This window comes from Vibrio sp. RW (genome assembly GCF_027587105.1).
GTDB lineage: Bacteria > Pseudomonadota > Gammaproteobacteria > Enterobacterales > Vibrionaceae > Vibrio > Vibrio toranzoniae.
Window position 1 is genome coordinate 1 of the sequence record NZ_JAPPTM010000046.1, and the last position, 16,436, is coordinate 16,436.

General features: G+C 43.9%; 16 protein-coding genes and 9 tRNA genes. 20 read left to right on the plus strand and 5 right to left on the minus strand.

The window, feature by feature from the left end; all coding sequences use genetic code 11:
* Positions 1-98 precede the first annotated feature (98 nt).
* Positions 99-1,208, minus strand: coding sequence for a PilT/PilU family type 4a pilus ATPase (locus tag OCT63_RS20625; protein ID WP_269984510.1), 1,110 nt, complete (start codon positions 1,206-1,208; stop codon positions 99-101).
* Between the two features lie 15 nt (positions 1,209-1,223).
* Positions 1,224-2,261, minus strand: coding sequence for a type IV pilus twitching motility protein PilT (locus OCT63_RS20630; RefSeq protein ID WP_077680892.1), 1,038 nt, complete (start codon positions 2,259-2,261; stop codon positions 1,224-1,226).
* Between the two features lie 26 nt (positions 2,262-2,287).
* Here OCT63_RS20630 and OCT63_RS20635 point away from each other — a divergent pair, with 26 nt between their 5' ends.
* The 7 genes from OCT63_RS20635 to hemW all read left to right on the plus strand — a co-directional run bounded on the left by OCT63_RS20635 (position 2,288) and on the right by hemW (position 7,143).
* Positions 2,288-2,992, plus strand: a complete 705-nt coding sequence (locus OCT63_RS20635) for a YggS family pyridoxal phosphate-dependent enzyme (protein ID WP_161687792.1) — start codon at positions 2,288-2,290, stop codon at positions 2,990-2,992.
* Between the two features lie 84 nt (positions 2,993-3,076).
* A complete protein-coding gene (gene proC / locus OCT63_RS20640; RefSeq protein WP_161687789.1) occupies positions 3,077-3,895 on the plus strand; it encodes a pyrroline-5-carboxylate reductase in 819 nt (272 codons plus the stop codon).
* Between the two features lie 76 nt (positions 3,896-3,971).
* Entirely contained in the window at positions 3,972-4,529 is a 558-nt protein-coding gene (locus OCT63_RS20645) for a YggT family protein (protein ID WP_060468653.1), read from the plus strand.
* A gap of 29 nt (positions 4,530-4,558) precedes the next feature.
* A complete protein-coding gene (yggU, locus tag OCT63_RS20650; protein WP_017101445.1) occupies positions 4,559-4,849 on the plus strand; it encodes a DUF167 family protein YggU in 291 nt (96 codons plus the stop codon).
* Between the two features lie 28 nt (positions 4,850-4,877).
* Positions 4,878-5,309, plus strand: a complete 432-nt coding sequence (locus tag OCT63_RS20655) for a DUF4426 domain-containing protein (protein WP_060468655.1) — start codon at positions 4,878-4,880, stop codon at positions 5,307-5,309.
* 47 nt (positions 5,310-5,356) lie between these two features.
* Positions 5,357-5,956: an XTP/dITP diphosphatase gene (locus tag OCT63_RS20660; RefSeq protein WP_161687787.1), complete on the plus strand. Its 600-nt coding sequence runs from the start codon at positions 5,357-5,359 to the stop codon at positions 5,954-5,956.
* On the plus strand, positions 5,956-7,143 hold the full coding sequence (gene hemW, locus OCT63_RS20665; RefSeq protein ID WP_161687785.1) for a radical SAM family heme chaperone HemW: 1,188 nt from the start codon (positions 5,956-5,958) through the stop codon (positions 7,141-7,143). The genes OCT63_RS20660 and hemW overlap by 1 nt, the downstream gene beginning before the upstream one ends.
* Before the next feature lie 207 nt (positions 7,144-7,350).
* Here hemW and glsB read toward each other — a convergent pair whose 3' ends face one another.
* Both glsB and trmB read right to left on the minus strand, forming a co-directional pair.
* A complete protein-coding gene (glsB, locus tag OCT63_RS20670; protein WP_060468658.1) occupies positions 7,351-8,271 on the minus strand; it encodes a glutaminase B in 921 nt (306 codons plus the stop codon).
* A 184-nt stretch (positions 8,272-8,455) separates the two neighbouring features.
* Positions 8,456-9,175, minus strand: coding sequence for a tRNA (guanosine(46)-N7)-methyltransferase TrmB (trmB, locus tag OCT63_RS20675; protein ID WP_017056513.1), 720 nt, complete (start codon positions 9,173-9,175; stop codon positions 8,456-8,458).
* 165 nt (positions 9,176-9,340) lie between these two features.
* Here trmB and mutY point away from each other — a divergent pair, with 165 nt between their 5' ends.
* From mutY to OCT63_RS20740, 13 genes are all read left to right on the plus strand, one after another.
* Complete coding sequence (gene mutY, locus OCT63_RS20680) at positions 9,341-10,402, plus strand: A/G-specific adenine glycosylase (RefSeq protein WP_161675274.1); 1,062 nt, start codon at positions 9,341-9,343, stop codon at positions 10,400-10,402.
* Positions 10,403-10,430: 28 nt separating this feature from the next.
* On the plus strand, positions 10,431-10,703 hold the full coding sequence (locus OCT63_RS20685) for an oxidative damage protection protein (protein ID WP_004735465.1): 273 nt from the start codon (positions 10,431-10,433) through the stop codon (positions 10,701-10,703).
* 69 nt (positions 10,704-10,772) lie between these two features.
* Entirely contained in the window at positions 10,773-11,906 is a 1,134-nt protein-coding gene (gene mltC, locus OCT63_RS20690) for a membrane-bound lytic murein transglycosylase MltC (RefSeq protein WP_269984511.1), read from the plus strand.
* A 103-nt stretch (positions 11,907-12,009) separates the two neighbouring features.
* A tRNA-Phe gene (locus OCT63_RS20695) sits at positions 12,010-12,085 on the plus strand.
* Positions 12,086-12,159: 74 nt separating this feature from the next.
* Positions 12,160-12,235: transfer RNA gene (locus OCT63_RS20700), tRNA-Thr, on the plus strand.
* Between the two features lie 7 nt (positions 12,236-12,242).
* Positions 12,243-12,318, plus strand: a tRNA-Phe gene (locus OCT63_RS20705).
* A gap of 56 nt (positions 12,319-12,374) precedes the next feature.
* Positions 12,375-12,450: transfer RNA gene (locus tag OCT63_RS20710), tRNA-Asn, on the plus strand.
* Between the two features lie 362 nt (positions 12,451-12,812).
* Positions 12,813-14,438 carry a methyl-accepting chemotaxis protein gene (locus OCT63_RS20715; protein ID WP_269984512.1) on the plus strand — a complete coding sequence of 542 codons (1,626 nt, stop codon included), beginning with the start codon at positions 12,813-12,815 and terminating at the stop codon, positions 14,436-14,438.
* A 235-nt stretch (positions 14,439-14,673) separates the two neighbouring features.
* Positions 14,674-14,749 (plus strand) — tRNA-Phe (locus OCT63_RS20720).
* A 56-nt stretch (positions 14,750-14,805) separates the two neighbouring features.
* Positions 14,806-14,881, plus strand: a tRNA-Thr gene (locus OCT63_RS20725).
* Between the two features lie 24 nt (positions 14,882-14,905).
* Positions 14,906-14,981 (plus strand) — tRNA-Asn (locus tag OCT63_RS20730).
* A gap of 36 nt (positions 14,982-15,017) precedes the next feature.
* Positions 15,018-15,093 (plus strand) — tRNA-Thr (locus tag OCT63_RS20735).
* Between the two features lie 29 nt (positions 15,094-15,122).
* Positions 15,123-15,198 (plus strand) — tRNA-Asn (locus OCT63_RS20740).
* Between the two features lie 339 nt (positions 15,199-15,537).
* On the opposite strand, the gene OCT63_RS20745 is transcribed toward OCT63_RS20740, so the two are convergent.
* Entirely contained in the window at positions 15,538-15,933 is a 396-nt protein-coding gene (locus OCT63_RS20745) for a DUF2391 family protein (RefSeq protein WP_017056509.1), read from the minus strand.
* Between the last annotated feature and the right edge of the window lie 503 nt (positions 15,934-16,436).

Sequence of the window (16,436 nt, forward strand, 5' to 3'; positions counted from 1 at the left end):
CGAATGATAATTTCAGCTCCTCATAAAGGTTAAACCTTCCCCCACAGCTTGTTGTGGGGAATCTATTTACCCTCTCCTATAAAAATCAGCGGCACTAATTAACCCATATCGATTTTCACACTGCTGAGAGCTCCCATGCCATTGTCACCATCACCTCGCTTGGTTTTCAACATTAAGCGCAGATCATTAGCAGAGTCGGCACTATGAAACGCATCTTCTTCGCTGATTTTGCCCGCAACGACTAAATCATACAAAGCTTGGTCAAAGGTCTGCATCCCAATCTCTTTCGATTTCGCCATCGTTGCTTTTAGCTCGTGCAGTTCACCGCGACGAATCAAGTCAGACACTCGTGGGCTGTTAAGTAGAATCTCAAACACACCATGACGACCGCTGCCATTCTTATCTCGGATTAACTGCTGAGCGACGACACCACGCAGATTCATCGACAGATCAAACAAGAACTGCTCTTTCTGCTCTTTTGGTACCAAGTGAAGAATACGCTCTAGTGCTTGGTTAGCGTTATTAGCATGCAGTGTAGCCATACACAAGTGACCCGTCTCAGCAAAGGTCATCGCGTATTCCATGGTTTCACGGCTACGGATCTCACCAATCAAGATCATGTCGGGAGCTTGGCGCAGGGAGTTCTTAAGCGCGACTTCATAACTCTCGGTGTCGAGTCCGACCTCACGCTGAGTAACAATGCACTTTCTATGCTCATGTACAAATTCAATCGGATCTTCAATCGTCAAAATATGACCAGACCGGTTAGCATTCCGGTACCCTGTCATCGTAGCCATTGAAGTTGATTTACCAGACCCCGTCGCTCCAACCACTAGCACAAGTCCGCGTTTCGCTATTGAAAGGTCTTGTAGCACATCAGGGAGTTTTAATTGTTCAAAGGTTGGAATGTTAGTCTCGATGCGTCTAATTACCGCACCAGGAAGCTCTCGTTGGAAGAAAGCACTCACACGAAAACGGCCACTATCACGCACAATCGCAAAATTAGCCTCGCGTGTTTGTTGGTATTCATCGCGTCGGTCTTGCTCCATCATCTCATCAAGCAATTGAGAGACCTGAGCCGTATTCAGCTTTTCTCCCTGAGGTCGCAGTTCACCATCAACACGAAACAGAACTGGTGCGTCCACGGTGATGTAAAGATCCGACGCTTTCTGTGAAAGCATGCCTTCAAGAATTTGATTCAACTCCATATGATTCATCCTGACTTAAAACCGTGAGGTTTCGATTTCAATCTTCTTCTCGACTTCTTCTGAATCAACTAAACCTTGGGCCATAAGCTGCTTCGCATTCTGCTCCATGGTTTGCATACCATGTGCTGCACCAGTTTGAATAATCGAGTACATCTGTGCAACTTTATCTTCACGAATCAAGTTTCTAATTGCAGGTGTCGCCATCATAATTTCATGACAAGCCACACGACCACCGCCTACACGCTTTAACAATTTTTGAGCAATCACCGAGCGTAGTGATTCGGATAGCATTGAACGAACCATAGATTTGTCGCTGCCGGGGAACACATCAATAATACGATCTATGGTTTTAGCAGCAGAGCTTGTGTGCAGCGTACCAAAAACTAGATGGCCTGTTTCTGCGGCCGTTAGCGCTAAACTGATCGTCTCTTGGTCACGAAGTTCACCCACAAGGATAACGTCAGGGTCTTCGCGCAATGCACTACGTAGCGCCGCTTTAAAGCTATGGGTATCACGATGAACTTCTCGCTGGTTAACGAGGCATTTATTGTTGGTATGAACGAATTCAATCGGGTCTTCAATGGTCAGGATGTGCTTGTTATGGTTACGGTTAACATAATCAACCATCGCCGCAAGCGTCGTCGATTTACCAGAACCAGTAGGACCAGTGACCAGCACTAAACCTTTCTCGTAGTTAGCAATCTTTTCAAAGATTTCAGGCGCGCCTAACTGATCTAAAGTTGGGATCTCTACAGGGATAGATCGAAACACAGCTGAGCAACCACGAGCTTGGTTAAAAGCATTCACACGGAAACGACCAACATTGGGTAATTCAAAAGAGAAGTCGACTTCGAGTTTCTCTTCAAACTCACCGCGCTGTGAATCGTTCATGATCTCAAAAACTAAACGATGCACATCAGCATGACTCAAAGCGGGCACTCCAAGCTTTCTTACTTCACCATCTATACGTACCATTGGAGATACACCCGCAGAAAGATGTAGATCTGATGCGTTATGCTTTACACTAAAATCTAGTAACTCGGTGATATCCATTTATTTTCCCTTAAGTAAAGTCAGCTATGAGTAGTATTCAACAAAATATCAAACAAATCACCTCACAGATTCGTAGTGCTGAACAAAAGTGCGGACGAGATCCAGAGTCCGTGCAACTTTTAGCCGTCAGCAAAACTAAACCTATTGATGCGGTTCTAGAAGCCGCACTTGGAGGCCAAATTGCCTTTGGTGAAAACTATGTCCAAGAAGGTGCTGATAAAGTAAAACACTTTTCAGAACATCATTCTAACTTAAATTTGGAGTGGCATTTTATTGGCCCAATTCAGTCCAATAAAACACGCCCAATCGCAGAAAGCTTCCAATGGGTGCATTCTGTGGATCGCGATAAAATAGCCCAAAGGCTTAATGATCAGCGACCAAGCGCCCTCCCACCTCTGCAGGTGCTTATTCAAGTGAATACCAGCGGCGAAGAATCGAAAGCTGGCACTTCAGAAGAGACAGTTTTTTCACTCGCAGAGTTGATTTCGTCGCTCCCTAACCTCACTTTAAGAGGATTGATGTCGATTCCAGCAAACGTATCTGACTATCAATCACAGCTTAATGCATTCTCTCAACTGGCAGAGCTTCAACAAAAGCTAGCCGTGAAGTATCCTGACGTTGATACCCTTTCTATGGGCATGAGTGGCGATATGGATGCAGCGGTTGAGGCAGGTAGCACCATGGTTCGTATTGGTACAGCTATCTTTGGTGCGCGTGATTACGCGAAATAACAAATAATTAGTCACTAGAAATCGACGATAAATATTGATACCGCTTCGCTTGAACCGCGCAGCGACACGCTCAGGATTGTATATATGGAACATAAGAACATCGCCTTTATTGGGGCAGGAAACATGGTTCGCTCAATTGTAGCGGGCTTAGTGGCGAGTGGTTACCCAGCGCAAAAGATTACTGCGACAGCGCCTTCAGACACCAGAAGATTACCGTTAGAGCAAAAATACGGAATCAATACCACCAGCGACAACATTGCCGCAGCAGAGCAAGCAGATGTTGTTGTGTTATCAGTGAAGCCACAAATGATGGCCGATGTATGTAAATCCTTACAAAGTATCGATTTTAGCAACAAACTGGTTATCTCAATTGCCGCGGGTATTAATGCGAATCGGCTCAATGAGATGTTAAACTGCCAGCTGAACCTTGTGCGTGTGATGCCAAACACGCCATCACTACTTGGTAAGGGAATGAGCGGCCTTTATGCTGATTCAACGGTCAGCCAAGGCGATAAAGACTTCGCTTCTCAGCTAATGCAAGCCGTAGGTGAAGTGAGTTGGGTTGAGCAAGAGTCAGGCATCAACAACATTATTGCGGCGGCGGGCAGTGCTCCTGCTTACTTCTTTTTGTTTATGGAAGCGATGCAAGCAGAGGCAATCAACCAAGGTTTCGACCAAGAAACCGCTCGAAAGCTAGTGCAGCAGTCAGCATTAGGAGCGGCAGAGATGGTGGTAGTGAATCCAGATATTGAGTTATCAACATTGCGCGAACAGGTTACTTCAAAAGGCGGGACCACCGCAGAAGCACTGCGCACATTTAACGAACACCAACTATCAGATATCGTAGCCAAAGCGATGCAAGCGGCGGTAGCTCGAGCTGAAGAGATGGAAAAACTGTTTTAATACTCATTACTGTACAAAAGCATTGTGTCGCTCGGGTTATACCTAAGCGGCAAGTAAATCCGAAAAAGGAAACAATATGAACTCGATGAGCTTTCTGATCTCGACCGTTTTTGATCTTTACATCATGGTTGTGATCTTGCGTATCTGGCTACAAGCATCACGTGCAGATTTCTACAATCCATTCTCACAATTCATCGTAAAAGCGACACAACCGGTTGTTGCTCCACTGCGCCGAGTTATTCCATCAATCGGCAGCCTTGATCTTGCGACGGTTGTTTTCGCTTATGTGCTGTGTGTACTTAAGTTCGTTGCTCTAAATCTGATTATCTCTGGCGGCGCGGCTGTATTTGATATTAGCTTCCTTATCTTTGGCGCACTATCTCTACTCAAAGCCGCTGGTGGCTTATTATTCTGGGTACTATTGATCCGTGCAATCCTAAGCTGGGTTAGCCAAGGCCGCAGCCCAATTGAGTACGTGTTCCATCAACTGACTGAGCCAATGTTAATACCTATTCGTCGCATCTTACCTGACATGGGTGGCTTTGACTTAAGCGTGCTGGTTCTGTTCATTGTTCTGCAATTTGCGAACTTCCTAATGGGTGACATGATTGGCCCTATTTGGTATCAGCTATAATTTAAGTACGGACACTAGGTACTTTGACGATGCCAAAAGCGGTTTGGGCCGAAGAAGACGATATTCTTCTTCGGCTCTATATCCAACCCAAAGCAAGCCGAGATAAAATTGTCGGCTTGCACGGTGAGGAACTGAAAATTGCCATTACAGCACCACCGGTTGATGGCAAAGCCAATGCCCACTTAGCGAAATACCTTGCGAAGCAATTTAAGGTCGCTAAAGGGCAAATTACGATAGAAAAGGGAGAGCTAGGTCGGCACAAGCAAGTTCGAATATGCTCACCAAGCCAAATCCCAACTGAAGTCAAAGCCATCCTATGATGGCTTTTTGCTATTTATTGGAGTCATTATGCGTTTATGGATAACAACCCTACTCACCGCTCTTGTTGCCCTACCAAGCTCAGCAGGACAGTTTAAGAATATTAAGGATGTCGAGGTTCACTACTCGGCTTTTAACTCGACATTTATAACGGCGAAGGTCGCTAAGCAATATAAGCTTAAGCGAAATGGCTACTCAGCGATTCTGAACATCAGCGTGTTAGACAAAGCTTCCCTAGGTAAACCTGCGACAACGGCTAAAATCACGGGAACAGCGAAGAACCTAGTAGGTAACACTCGCACACTGAACTTCCGCGAAATAAAGGAAGGTGATGCGATTTATTACCTGGCTGAGTTCCCTATAACACACGAAGAAAACATCACCTTTAATATCGATGTTAACGCAGGGTTGAAAGGCACAGGTCCACTGCGCTTCACACAAAAATTCCATATAGAAGAGTAGGTTCAACCTTCATTTTTCTGTTCACTAACTTATTAGAGCCACATCCCATGAGTAAGATTGTTTTAGCAACAGGCAACCAAGGCAAAGTTCGCGAGATGGCAGATATTCTGTCTGAATTTGGTTTTGACGTTATCGCACAAAGTGAATTCAATGTTTCAGAAGTCGCTGAAACGGGAACAACTTTCATTGAAAATGCCATCATCAAGGCTCGCCATGCTGCGCAAGAAACTGGGCTACCAGCCATTGCAGACGATTCTGGCTTAGAGGTTGATCACCTTAATGGTGCACCGGGTATCTACTCTGCGCGTTACTCAGGTGAAGGGGCAACCGATAAGCAAAACATCGAAAAACTGCTTGAGGCAATGCGAGGTGTGGAAACTGAAAAGCGCACCGCTCGTTTCCACTGTGTGTTGGTACTAATGCGTCACGAAAACGATCCGACACCATTGGTATGCCACGGTAAATGGGAAGGTCGTATTCTGACTGAAGAACACGGTGAGAATGGCTTTGGCTACGATCCGGTATTCTTTGTACCTGAAGATAACTGCGCATCTGCTGAACTTGAATCAACACGTAAAAAGCAACTATCACACCGTGGTAAAGCCCTGACGTCACTATTCAAATCACTCAAGGAGCAAGCTCTGTAATGCATAATACAGCGCTAATACCACCAGCACTTAGCCTCTATGTCCACATCCCATGGTGTGTACAAAAGTGTCCGTATTGTGATTTCAACTCACACGCTCTGAAAGCCGAGATTCCTGAAAAAGAGTACATCGATGCGCTACTTGAGGATCTCGATACTGATATCGAAAAGTACCAACTCAATGGCACACCTCGTCCACTGCACTCAATCTTTATTGGTGGTGGTACGCCGAGCCTATTCTCTCCAGAAGGGATAGGTCGATTACTGCAAGGTATTGAACAACGTATCCCGTTCAAACCTGAAATAGAAATCACCATGGAAGCCAACCCGGGCACCATAGAGGCAGAACGTTTCGCAGGTTACCAAAAGGCCGGCATTACTCGAATCTCGGTAGGCGTACAAAGCTTTGAGCAAGAGAAGCTGGAAAGGCTTGGGCGTATTCATGGTCAAGGTGAAGCGGTAAATGCCGCTCATTTAGCGCATAAGATTGGATTGAATAGTTTCAACTTAGATCTCATGCACGGCTTGCCCGATCAAAGCATTGATCAGGCCTTGGCGGATCTAGACAAAGCGATCGAGCTCGAACCACCACACTTATCTTGGTATCAACTCACCATAGAACCTAACACCATGTTCTATTACAAAACGCCAAAGCTGCCTGACGACGATGACCTTTGGGATATCTTCGACTTAGGCCATAAAAAGCTCTCAGATGCAGGTTATGTACAGTATGAAATTTCAGGCTACAGCAAGCCAGGATACCAATGTCAGCACAACCTCAACTATTGGCGCTTTGGTGACTACTTAGGTATTGGCTGTGGCTCTCATGGCAAGCTAAGTTTTGCTGATGGACGCATTGTTCGCACCACAAAGATTAAGCACCCTAGAGGCTATTTAGCGGCTTACCAGAACATGGTGAAGCCTTACCTATCCAATGAATTTGATGTGCCAAATGAAGATCGCCCTTTTGAATTCTTTATGAACCGCTTCAGGCTAATAGAAGCGTGTCCAAAACAAGATTTCATTGATACGACTGGGCTTAATTTTGACTCGATTCAGCCAACAATAGAGTGGGCAAAAGAGCTTGGTTACTTGAACGAAACCGACACTCACTGGCAGATCACTGAAAAAGGAAAACTGTTCCTGAATGATTTGCTAGAAGCCTTTATGGCAGAAGAAGACGAATAATTCGAGATTCGAGATTCGAGATTCGAGATTCGAGATTCGAGATTCGAGATTCGAGATTCGAGATTCGAGATTCGAGATTCGAGATTCGAGATTCGAGAAGTATTGCATAAGGGTTGGCTTTAGGGTCAACCCTTTTATTGTAAGAACTTTTCTCGAAGCGAAGCGCTCTATAGGACGAAGTCCGTGCTCGCATCTCGCATCTTTCTTCTAAAAAATAGAACGACCAATTCGCTCTGAAAGCAGCTCTAGCGCCTTAGTACCAGCAAGAGAGTTACCAGACGGGTCCAGCTCTGGAGACCACACAGCAATTGTCATCTCACCCGGAACGATGGCAATAATACCGCCACCCACACCCGATTTTCCTGGCATACCAACACGATACGCAAACTCCCCCGCCCCATCGTACAAACCACATGTAGCAAGCAAAGCATTCAACTGCTTAGTTTGAACCGGCGTGATGATCTTTTTCTTAGTTTGAACCGACACACCTTTGTTCGCCAAATAGCTAAAGGTTTTCGCCAAATCCACACACGTCATTTTAAGCGCACAGGCATGAAAGTAGTTATTCAGAACAGGGATAACATCATTTTCAAAGTTACCAAATGAACGCATCAAGTAAGCGATAGCCGCATTACGATCGCTGTGCATCATTTCTGAAGCCGCAACTACCTTGTCATACACAATATGAGTATCACCCGATAGCTGACGTACAAATTCTAATAAACGGTGTCTTGGTGCTGATAGACGGCTGTGCAATAAGTCTGCCACTACAATTGCCCCCGCATTGATAAACGGGTTACGAGGAATGCCTTGCTCCATCTCAAGTTGAATCATCGAGTTAAACGCTTGGCCAGAAGGCTCCTTGCCCACTCGCTGCCAAATTTCTTCGGGTTTATAAAGCACCATCGCTAACGTCAAGCTCAACGCTTTAGAGATAGATTGCACAGAAAAAGCTTCTTCTGCATCACCCGCTTGAATCACCTCTCCTTCGTTTGTGTATACCGCAATCGCCAGTTTCTGGTTCGATACACGAGCCAATGCAGGGATATAATCAGCAACCTTTCCCTGACCAATTAGGGGACGAACTTCGTCTAAAATCTCGGCCAAAATAGCTTGAGTTGGTTTCATGTGTGCTTACTTCTATATTGTTATTTTTGTAGGGGTCTAACATTACTTTCTGTCCTTAAACCTTTATCGCAATAAAAGCCTAAGGACAAAAAAGCCAACATTACAATAATGTTGGCTTTAATCAATCCCATAAAGTGTAAGGTTTAACCTAAAGCAGATTTACCTTCACTTATTTTTTTCAGAATTACTTAGTACGCTTGTACTTAATATCCCAAACACCATGACCTAGACGGTGACCACGAGCTTCAAATTTAGTCAGTGGGCGCTCATCAGGGCGAGCAATATAATCACCATCTTCAGCGATATTTTCGAAACCAGGAGCTACGTTCATCACCTCAATCATGTGTTCTGCGTAGTTCTCCCAGTCTGTTGCCATGTGGAAAATACCAGTCTCAAGTTGAAGTTTACCGCGAACCATTTCTGCAAACTCAGCCTTAACAATACGACGCTTGTGGTGACGAGCTTTGTGCCATGGGTCAGGGAAGAACAGTTGCAGTGTATGCAGGCTGCTATCTGGAATCATGTGTTCGAATACTTCTACTGCATCGTGACACATTACACGCAGGTTAGTTACACCCGCATCACGCGCAGTCCCCAAACAAGCACCAACACCAGGGCTATGAACTTCAATACCTAAGAAGTTTTTCTCTGGTGCGTTCTTTGCCATTTCAACCAGTGATGCACCCATACCGAAACCAATCTCTAGTACAACTGGGTTATCGTTGCCAAATACTTCTTTCCAGTTAAGAAGCTCTGGGGTGTAGTCGATACCCATTGTTGGCCAACATTCATTCATCGCGCTTTCTTGGCCTTTGGTTAAGCGGCCTTCGCGGCGAACAAAACTACGGATCTTACGAACCAGTTTGCCATCTTCAGTATATTCGTTAGTGGTCACTTCACTCATTGATTTTTGCCTGCACATTGATTAATCAAAGCGGGGATTATCCAAAGAATTGCCTCCGGTGCAAGTCTTTCCGTGGATAAATTCCCACACAATTTGTCTGTTTTACATCCAACGTTAAGTGTGGTGCAATTTCGCTTCTAATAATAGCAAAGCATAGAGCATGTCGTGACTCCTTTCGCAACCGCCATATTAAAGTGGTATGACGCTTACGGGCGTAAAGAACTACCTTGGCAACAGAATAAAACCGCCTACACCGTTTGGTTATCTGAAATCATGCTTCAGCAGACTCAGGTAACAACAGTGATTCCATATTACCAACGCTTTTTGGAACGCTTTCCAACGGTTATTGACCTAGCAAACGCCGAACAAGATGAGGTACTCCACTTATGGACGGGGCTTGGTTACTACGCAAGAGCTCGTAATTTGCACAAGGCTGCCAAGATTGTTGCCGAGCAATATAGTGGTGAGTTTCCGCTTTCTATTGAAGAAATGAACGCACTACCAGGGATTGGACGATCTACTGCCGCTGCAGTTCTGTCTTCGGTTCATAAACTCCCTCATGCGATCCTTGATGGTAACGTCAAGCGCACCTTAGCGAGAAGCTTCGCAGTAGAAGGTTGGCCTGGGCAAAAGAAGGTTGAAAACCAACTTTGGGAACACGCAGAAGCTCATACTCCGAAGAAAGATGTCGATAAGTACAATCAAGCGATGATGGACATGGGTGCCATGGTTTGTACTCGTAGCAAGCCCAAATGTACGTTGTGCCCGATTGAAAGCATGTGTGAAGCCAAGAAACTTGATAGACAGCTCGATTTCCCAGGCAAGAAACCTAAAAAAGAAAAACCAATAAAAGAAACATGGTTTGTCATTCTGTACCACGATAATCAAGTATGGCTTGAACAGCGTCCTCAGTCTGGTATCTGGGGAGGCTTATTCTGTTTCCCTCAAAATGAAAACGCTGAGATCGAACATCAATTAGATCTTCGTTCGATCAAAAACAATGCTAAAGATTCGATCCAAACCATGATTGCGTTTCGACATACTTTCAGCCACTACCACTTAGATATCACGCCTGTACTAGTGAAATTAGATAAACAACCAGATTTGATAATGGAAGGGACTAAAGGTCTCTGGTATAACTTATCAAAACCGGAAGAAATTGGCCTAGCCGCTCCTGTGAAGCAGCTTATTGAGAGCCTACCCTTTGAACTGAACGACGACGTTTGAATCAACGAACGCGATAAGAGGAACCACTATGAGCCGCACTGTATTTTGTGCTCGCCTTCAAAAAGATGCTGAAGGCCTAGATTTTCAACTTTACCCAGGTGACTTAGGTAAGCGTATCTTTGACAACATTTCTAAAGAAGCTTGGGGACAATGGCAAAGCAAGCAAACCATGCTTATCAATGAGAAGAAGCTAAATATGATGGACCCTGAACATCGTAAACTTCTTGAAACTGAGATGGTTAACTTCCTTTTCGAAGGTAAAGATGTCGTTATTGATGGCTACACTCCACCAAGCGAATAAGACATTTATTTAAGCAAATTTTAATGACATCATGGTTAACGCTGCGATGTCATTTTTGTATGAGGAACTATGAAAAAGCTAAGTTACTTCCTAACAGCCATGTTATTAACTGGGTGCAGTCGTGAATTTGTCGAAAGCATTTATGATGTTAACTACGAACCAACCAACCGATTTGTAAGTAATTTAGCGGAGCTACCCGGTCAATTTGAAAAAGACACTGATGCACTGGATGCTTTGATTCATAGTTTTTCAGGCAACATCCAAAAACGTTGGGGCAGCAGTGAAATAAAGATGGCAGGCAAAAGTAACTATGTGAAATACATTGATAATTACTTAAGCCGTTCAGAAGTAAACTTTAGCCAAGGCCTAATCACAGTAGAAACCGTCTCCTCTACCGAACCTAAAAAACACCTCAAAAACGCGATAATCACGACGCTTCTGACGCCGGATGACCCGGCCCATGTCGACCTATTTTCTTCCAAAAGCATCAAGTTAGAAGGGAAACCTTTCCTCTACAATCAGGTCGTAGATCAAGAGAAAAAGCCCATTCAATGGACATGGCGCGCTAACCAGTTTGCTGACTACCTGATCGCCAATAACCTAAAAACCAAGGAAGTCGATTTCAAAAAATCTTACTACGTTGAAATCCCAATGGTGGCCGATCACGCTAGTAAACGTCGCTATCAGTACGCCGATATCGTTAGACGAGCGTCTCAACGTTATGACATTCCTGAAGACTTGATTTACGCGATCATCAAAACAGAAAGTAGTTTTAACCCATATGCTGTGAGCTGGGCGAATGCTTATGGTCTTATGCAGGTAGTACCAAAAACTGCAGGTCGAGACGTGTTTAAACTAGTAAAGAACAAACCTGGAGAGCCCACTCCTGAGTATTTATTCAATCCAGAAAACAATATTGATGCTGGCACCGCGTACTTTTATATCCTTAAAAATCGCTATTTAAAAGACGTGCAGCACCCAACAACGCTTGAGTACAGTATGATTTCTGCATACAACGGCGGTACTGGTGGTGTACTCAACACCTTTAGTAAGGACAGAAAGCGAGCAATGCGAGACTTAAACTCGCTGCAACCTAGTCAAGCGTACTGGGCACTGACTAAGAAACATCCAAACAAAGAGTCGCGCCGATACTTAGAAAAAGTAACAAAATTCAAGATAGATTTTAATCAAGGTAAAACGTAAGCCTCACTTTTGAATAAAAAAACAACTAACGAACGTTTTTTTTAATTATTTTCAAAAAAGGTGTTGACGGTTATGCAGAAAATCCGTTTAATAGCGCTCCGTTGCCCGGATAGCTCAGTCGGTAGAGCAGAGGATTGAAAATCCTCGTGTCGGTGGTTCGATTCCGCCTCCGGGCACCACAATTTGATTTGTTGGTGTCAATACTCTTTAACAGGGAGTAGCAACACGGACAAAAACATAAAGAATTTAGTGTGCCGACTTAGCTCAGTAGGTAGAGCAACTGACTTGTAATCAGTAGGTCACCAGTTCGACTCCGGTAGTCGGCACCATTCTTTTGCCTCGATAGCTCAGTCGGTAGAGCAGCGGATTGAAAATCCGCGTGTCGGTGGTTCGATTCCGCCTCGAGGCACCATTATTTGATACTTAACAAATAATGGTCTTAATAGACCTGATGTTGAGACAAGTAATTCCCCTTTAGTTCAGTTGGTAGAACGGCGGACTGTTAATCCGTATGTCGCAAGTTCAAGTCTTGCAAGGGGAGCCACATTCAAGAAAGCCAAGTCGAAAGACTTGGCTTTTTTTCGTTTGAGCAAAGCTAACTCTATTCGATATTAACGCCAACTCACACCAAACCTTAATAACCCCTAACCCTATAAGTTAAAAGGGCTCCGACCATACCCATCCCCTCATTCATTTAAACGCTCTAAACCACCTCTGAGATTAAACGTTTTTATCCATTTACCGTCACATAAAAATAAACAACATATTAGACTGTTACTTTTTTTTCTTCGTAAATTTAATCCTCATCATATTTTGATATCTTTCTGATATCTGCCCTAAACAAGTTAGATTAAGATTCGATGAAAAATACCGAATACTTATTATTGAATTGCTACGCAGGAAAATATGAAATTAAAAACGCAAGCTTACTTATTATCGGGCATCATCTTGATCGCTCTGTTAGCGCTAACTGCTACTGGTTTATGGACCTTGAGAGTCGCTAGCAACATGGACAACAAAGCTCGCGTGACAGAGCTATTTAAGAGTGCATACAGCATTCTTACTGAAGTCGAAAAAATGGCTATTGATGGCACTCTAGAAGAGCAACAGGCCAAACAACTTGCTACCCGCCTACTACGTAACAACATCTATAAAGACAATGAATACGTTTATGTTGCTGATGAAAACATGACGTTTATCGCGACGCCTCTGGATCCACAACTACACGGAACCAGCTTTAATGATTTTAAAGACGGTGATGGAAACAGTGTTGGCCAACTCATTCAACGAGTACTTGGCAATCGCACTGGCCAGATCATTGAGTACACCTGGACACAAAAGCTTCCAGACGGAACGATTGAAGAAAAGCTGTCTATTGCAGAGAAGACACCGCATTGGGGTTGGGTTGTCGGCACCGGTATCGGGTTCAATGAAGTTAACGCTCGTTTTTGGTCTACCGCTCAATGGCAGCTATTCCTTTGTGTAGTGATTGCTGGTCTTATTCTATCGAGCCTAATTGTATCCATTAAACGCATGCTAGCGCTTCTTGGCGGCGAACCTAAAGATGTACGAGAAGCAGTACAAGCCGTCGCAGAAGGTCGAATTCAAACCTCTTTCGAAACTCAGGCAACTGACGGCAGTATTTACCAGGCCGTACAACAAATGAGTAAATCACTGGCTGAGCTCGTATCAAACCTAAATACTTCTATGCTGGCATTGAGAGGGGAATTACAACGTGTAGAAGATCGTGCAGGGTCAATCGCTCAATTGACAGAGACTCAGCAGCAATCAACGGAGATGATCGCGACAGCAATGACCGAGATGGCCTCTTCTGCCAGCCATGTTGCAGACTCAGCGAGCGATACTGCACGTAATACTGATGAGGCAGACAAACAGAGCCAACATACTCAACGCCTAATTCACAATACGGTGGACAATATTCAAGGCTTAGCGGGCCAGCTAAGTACAGCAAGTGAAGCTGTCTCTAACCTAGACAGCGATGTGAACAATATTGTGAAAGTACTAGACGTGATCGGTGACATTGCAGAGCAGACTAACCTCTTAGCACTTAATGCAGCCATTGAAGCGGCTCGAGCCGGTGAACAAGGCCGTGGGTTTGCGGTTGTTGCTGACGAAGTTCGTAACCTCGCAGGTCGAACGCAATCAAGCACAAAAGAAATCCAGCTAATGATCAATAATCTTCAAGAAGGATCCCGTAATGCAATTCAAACTATGGAAGTGTGTGCAGCAACCAGTGAGAGCACAGTGAAAGAGTCTCAAAGCGCCTCTGAAGCGCTACAACAGATTGTTATCGCTCTAGCGTCTATATCCTCAATGGGGCATGAGATAGCGACAGCAGCCGCTGAGCAGACCCAGGTAGGCGATGATATTTCGAAGCGTATCAACATGATCGAAGAAAGTGGCAACCAATTAAGCAGTGTAGTAACAGAAAGTCACAACAGCACCCAAACACTCGCCTCTCTTTCTAACGAATTAGAAGCTTGGGTTAATAGATTTGAAGTAAGACACTAAACTCTCAGAAAAACTCTTAAATAAAAACGCACGTTTCCATACGTGCTTTTTTTATTTCAGCACCCATTCAGTGTAGTTAACCGTACTTTCGTGATCTTTTAGGGCATGCTAGATCTAGGTTTTTCGTCCTAAATGAACAAAAACAACCCACTAAGTATAGAAAAACATCAAACAATACTTTTTTTGCAATTTAGTGTTGACCCAGAACGCGAAAACACGTTTAATACACCTCGTTGCCCGGATAGCTCAGTCGGTAGAGCAGCGGATTGAAAATCCGCGTGTCGGTGGTTCGATTCCGCCTCCGGGCACCACAATTTATTTGTTGGTGTCTTAGACAGCAACAGCAAAGCACAAAGAAATATTATGTGCCGACTTAGCTCAGTAGGTAGAGCAACTGACTTGTAATCAGTAGGTCACCAGTTCGACTCCGGTAGTCGGCACCATTTCTTTAAAGCTTTAAGAACAATTCCCCTTTAGTTCAGTTGGTAGAACGGCGGACTGTTAATCCGTATGTCGCAAGTTCAAGTCTTGCAAGGGGAGCCAATTTAATCATCAAGCATAAGCTTTTTGGTTCATGATGCCGACTTAGCTCAGTAGGTAGAGCAACTGACTTGTAATCAGTAGGTCACCAGTTCGATTCCGGTAGTCGGCACCATTCTCTTGATTAGAGACTAAATAATCAATTCCCCTTTAGTTCAGTTGGTAGAACGGCGGACTGTTAATCCGTATGTCGCAAGTTCAAGTCTTGCAAGGGGAGCCAATTAAAAAAAGCCGCATCATTGATGCGGCTTTTTTGCATCTGAAGATCCTAACTTTCTCTATAGACACACCTTACCTTTCTAATACCTAATGCAGTTCATAGTTCAGCAGTTCCAATATTCTTCTAAAAGAGCCAGTTTTGCTCTTTAATTCCCTTTAAGATCATGTAACGACACATACACATAAAAGGTCAACCATAAAGGACTTTCAGCCTGTTTTATCTATAAATATCTCTATTAAACAGACCTAATGATAAATATAGAAATGAAAGACCTAATAGTGAATCAAATAAGCTCTAGAGAGCCTCTAGTGGTTGTTTAAATTGAAGTGGCATATAACCTTACTCTTTATCAAAACTATCTACTACGATCGCTCCCATAGACGCAGGCATGGAAATAACGATCACCCTTTTGATCGATACTATTGGATCGCTTAATAGAGGCAGCTTATCCAAACAAGTTAGAACCAAAGCAACAACCAATGCTGTCATCACATAAGCAATAACGATTCTGAAAACAAACACAGGGATACGAGCAACAACATCCTTTTGGAAGACGCTCTCATAAGTATAAAAGCCTAGAAACACAGCGGACAATAGAAACAATAACAGTAAATTAGCAGCCGGCAAGGTCTCCCCTAACTTCCACGCCTCTTCAGAAAAAGAAATAGGTACAGCCAAAGCAAAAGACCCAACAAAGATTTGGCTCGCATCTTCGAAGTTAAAGCTTAATTTCATAGAACTACCTTTAGGCTGTGAAATACCCCTAGTTACCAAAATCATCATCAAGCTACAAACTCATGATCGTGGGAAGTTTCTGATTTACCAGTTAACAAAAATAACTTTGCGTAGCTTTATACTAGACGCATTGACCAAAATATAACTTGAACTAATAAGCAATTATATACTCATATTGATGTTTGCTTTTAAGATGAGAAAAGATTTGGTCAACAGAGACGGCGGTCAAAAATAGGAACACGCACACGAGCAATCAAACAGCAACAGTTCGAATATGCCTAACTCTTGCTCTGCTTTCCCTAGTCGTGAATAGGAGAAGCGGTCGCCGTCCCTTGGGGCATTATCTCCAGCAAATATCAAATGCAACAAAAAAGGAAGGCATGCTGGTGTGATAATGGATGGTGCAGGATGACTAATTGAAGATACTGGCTATACAGTTTCTAATACTAGTATCATCAAACTTCCCGCCATATTCACCTGTTCTGAATTACATAGAGCAGGTT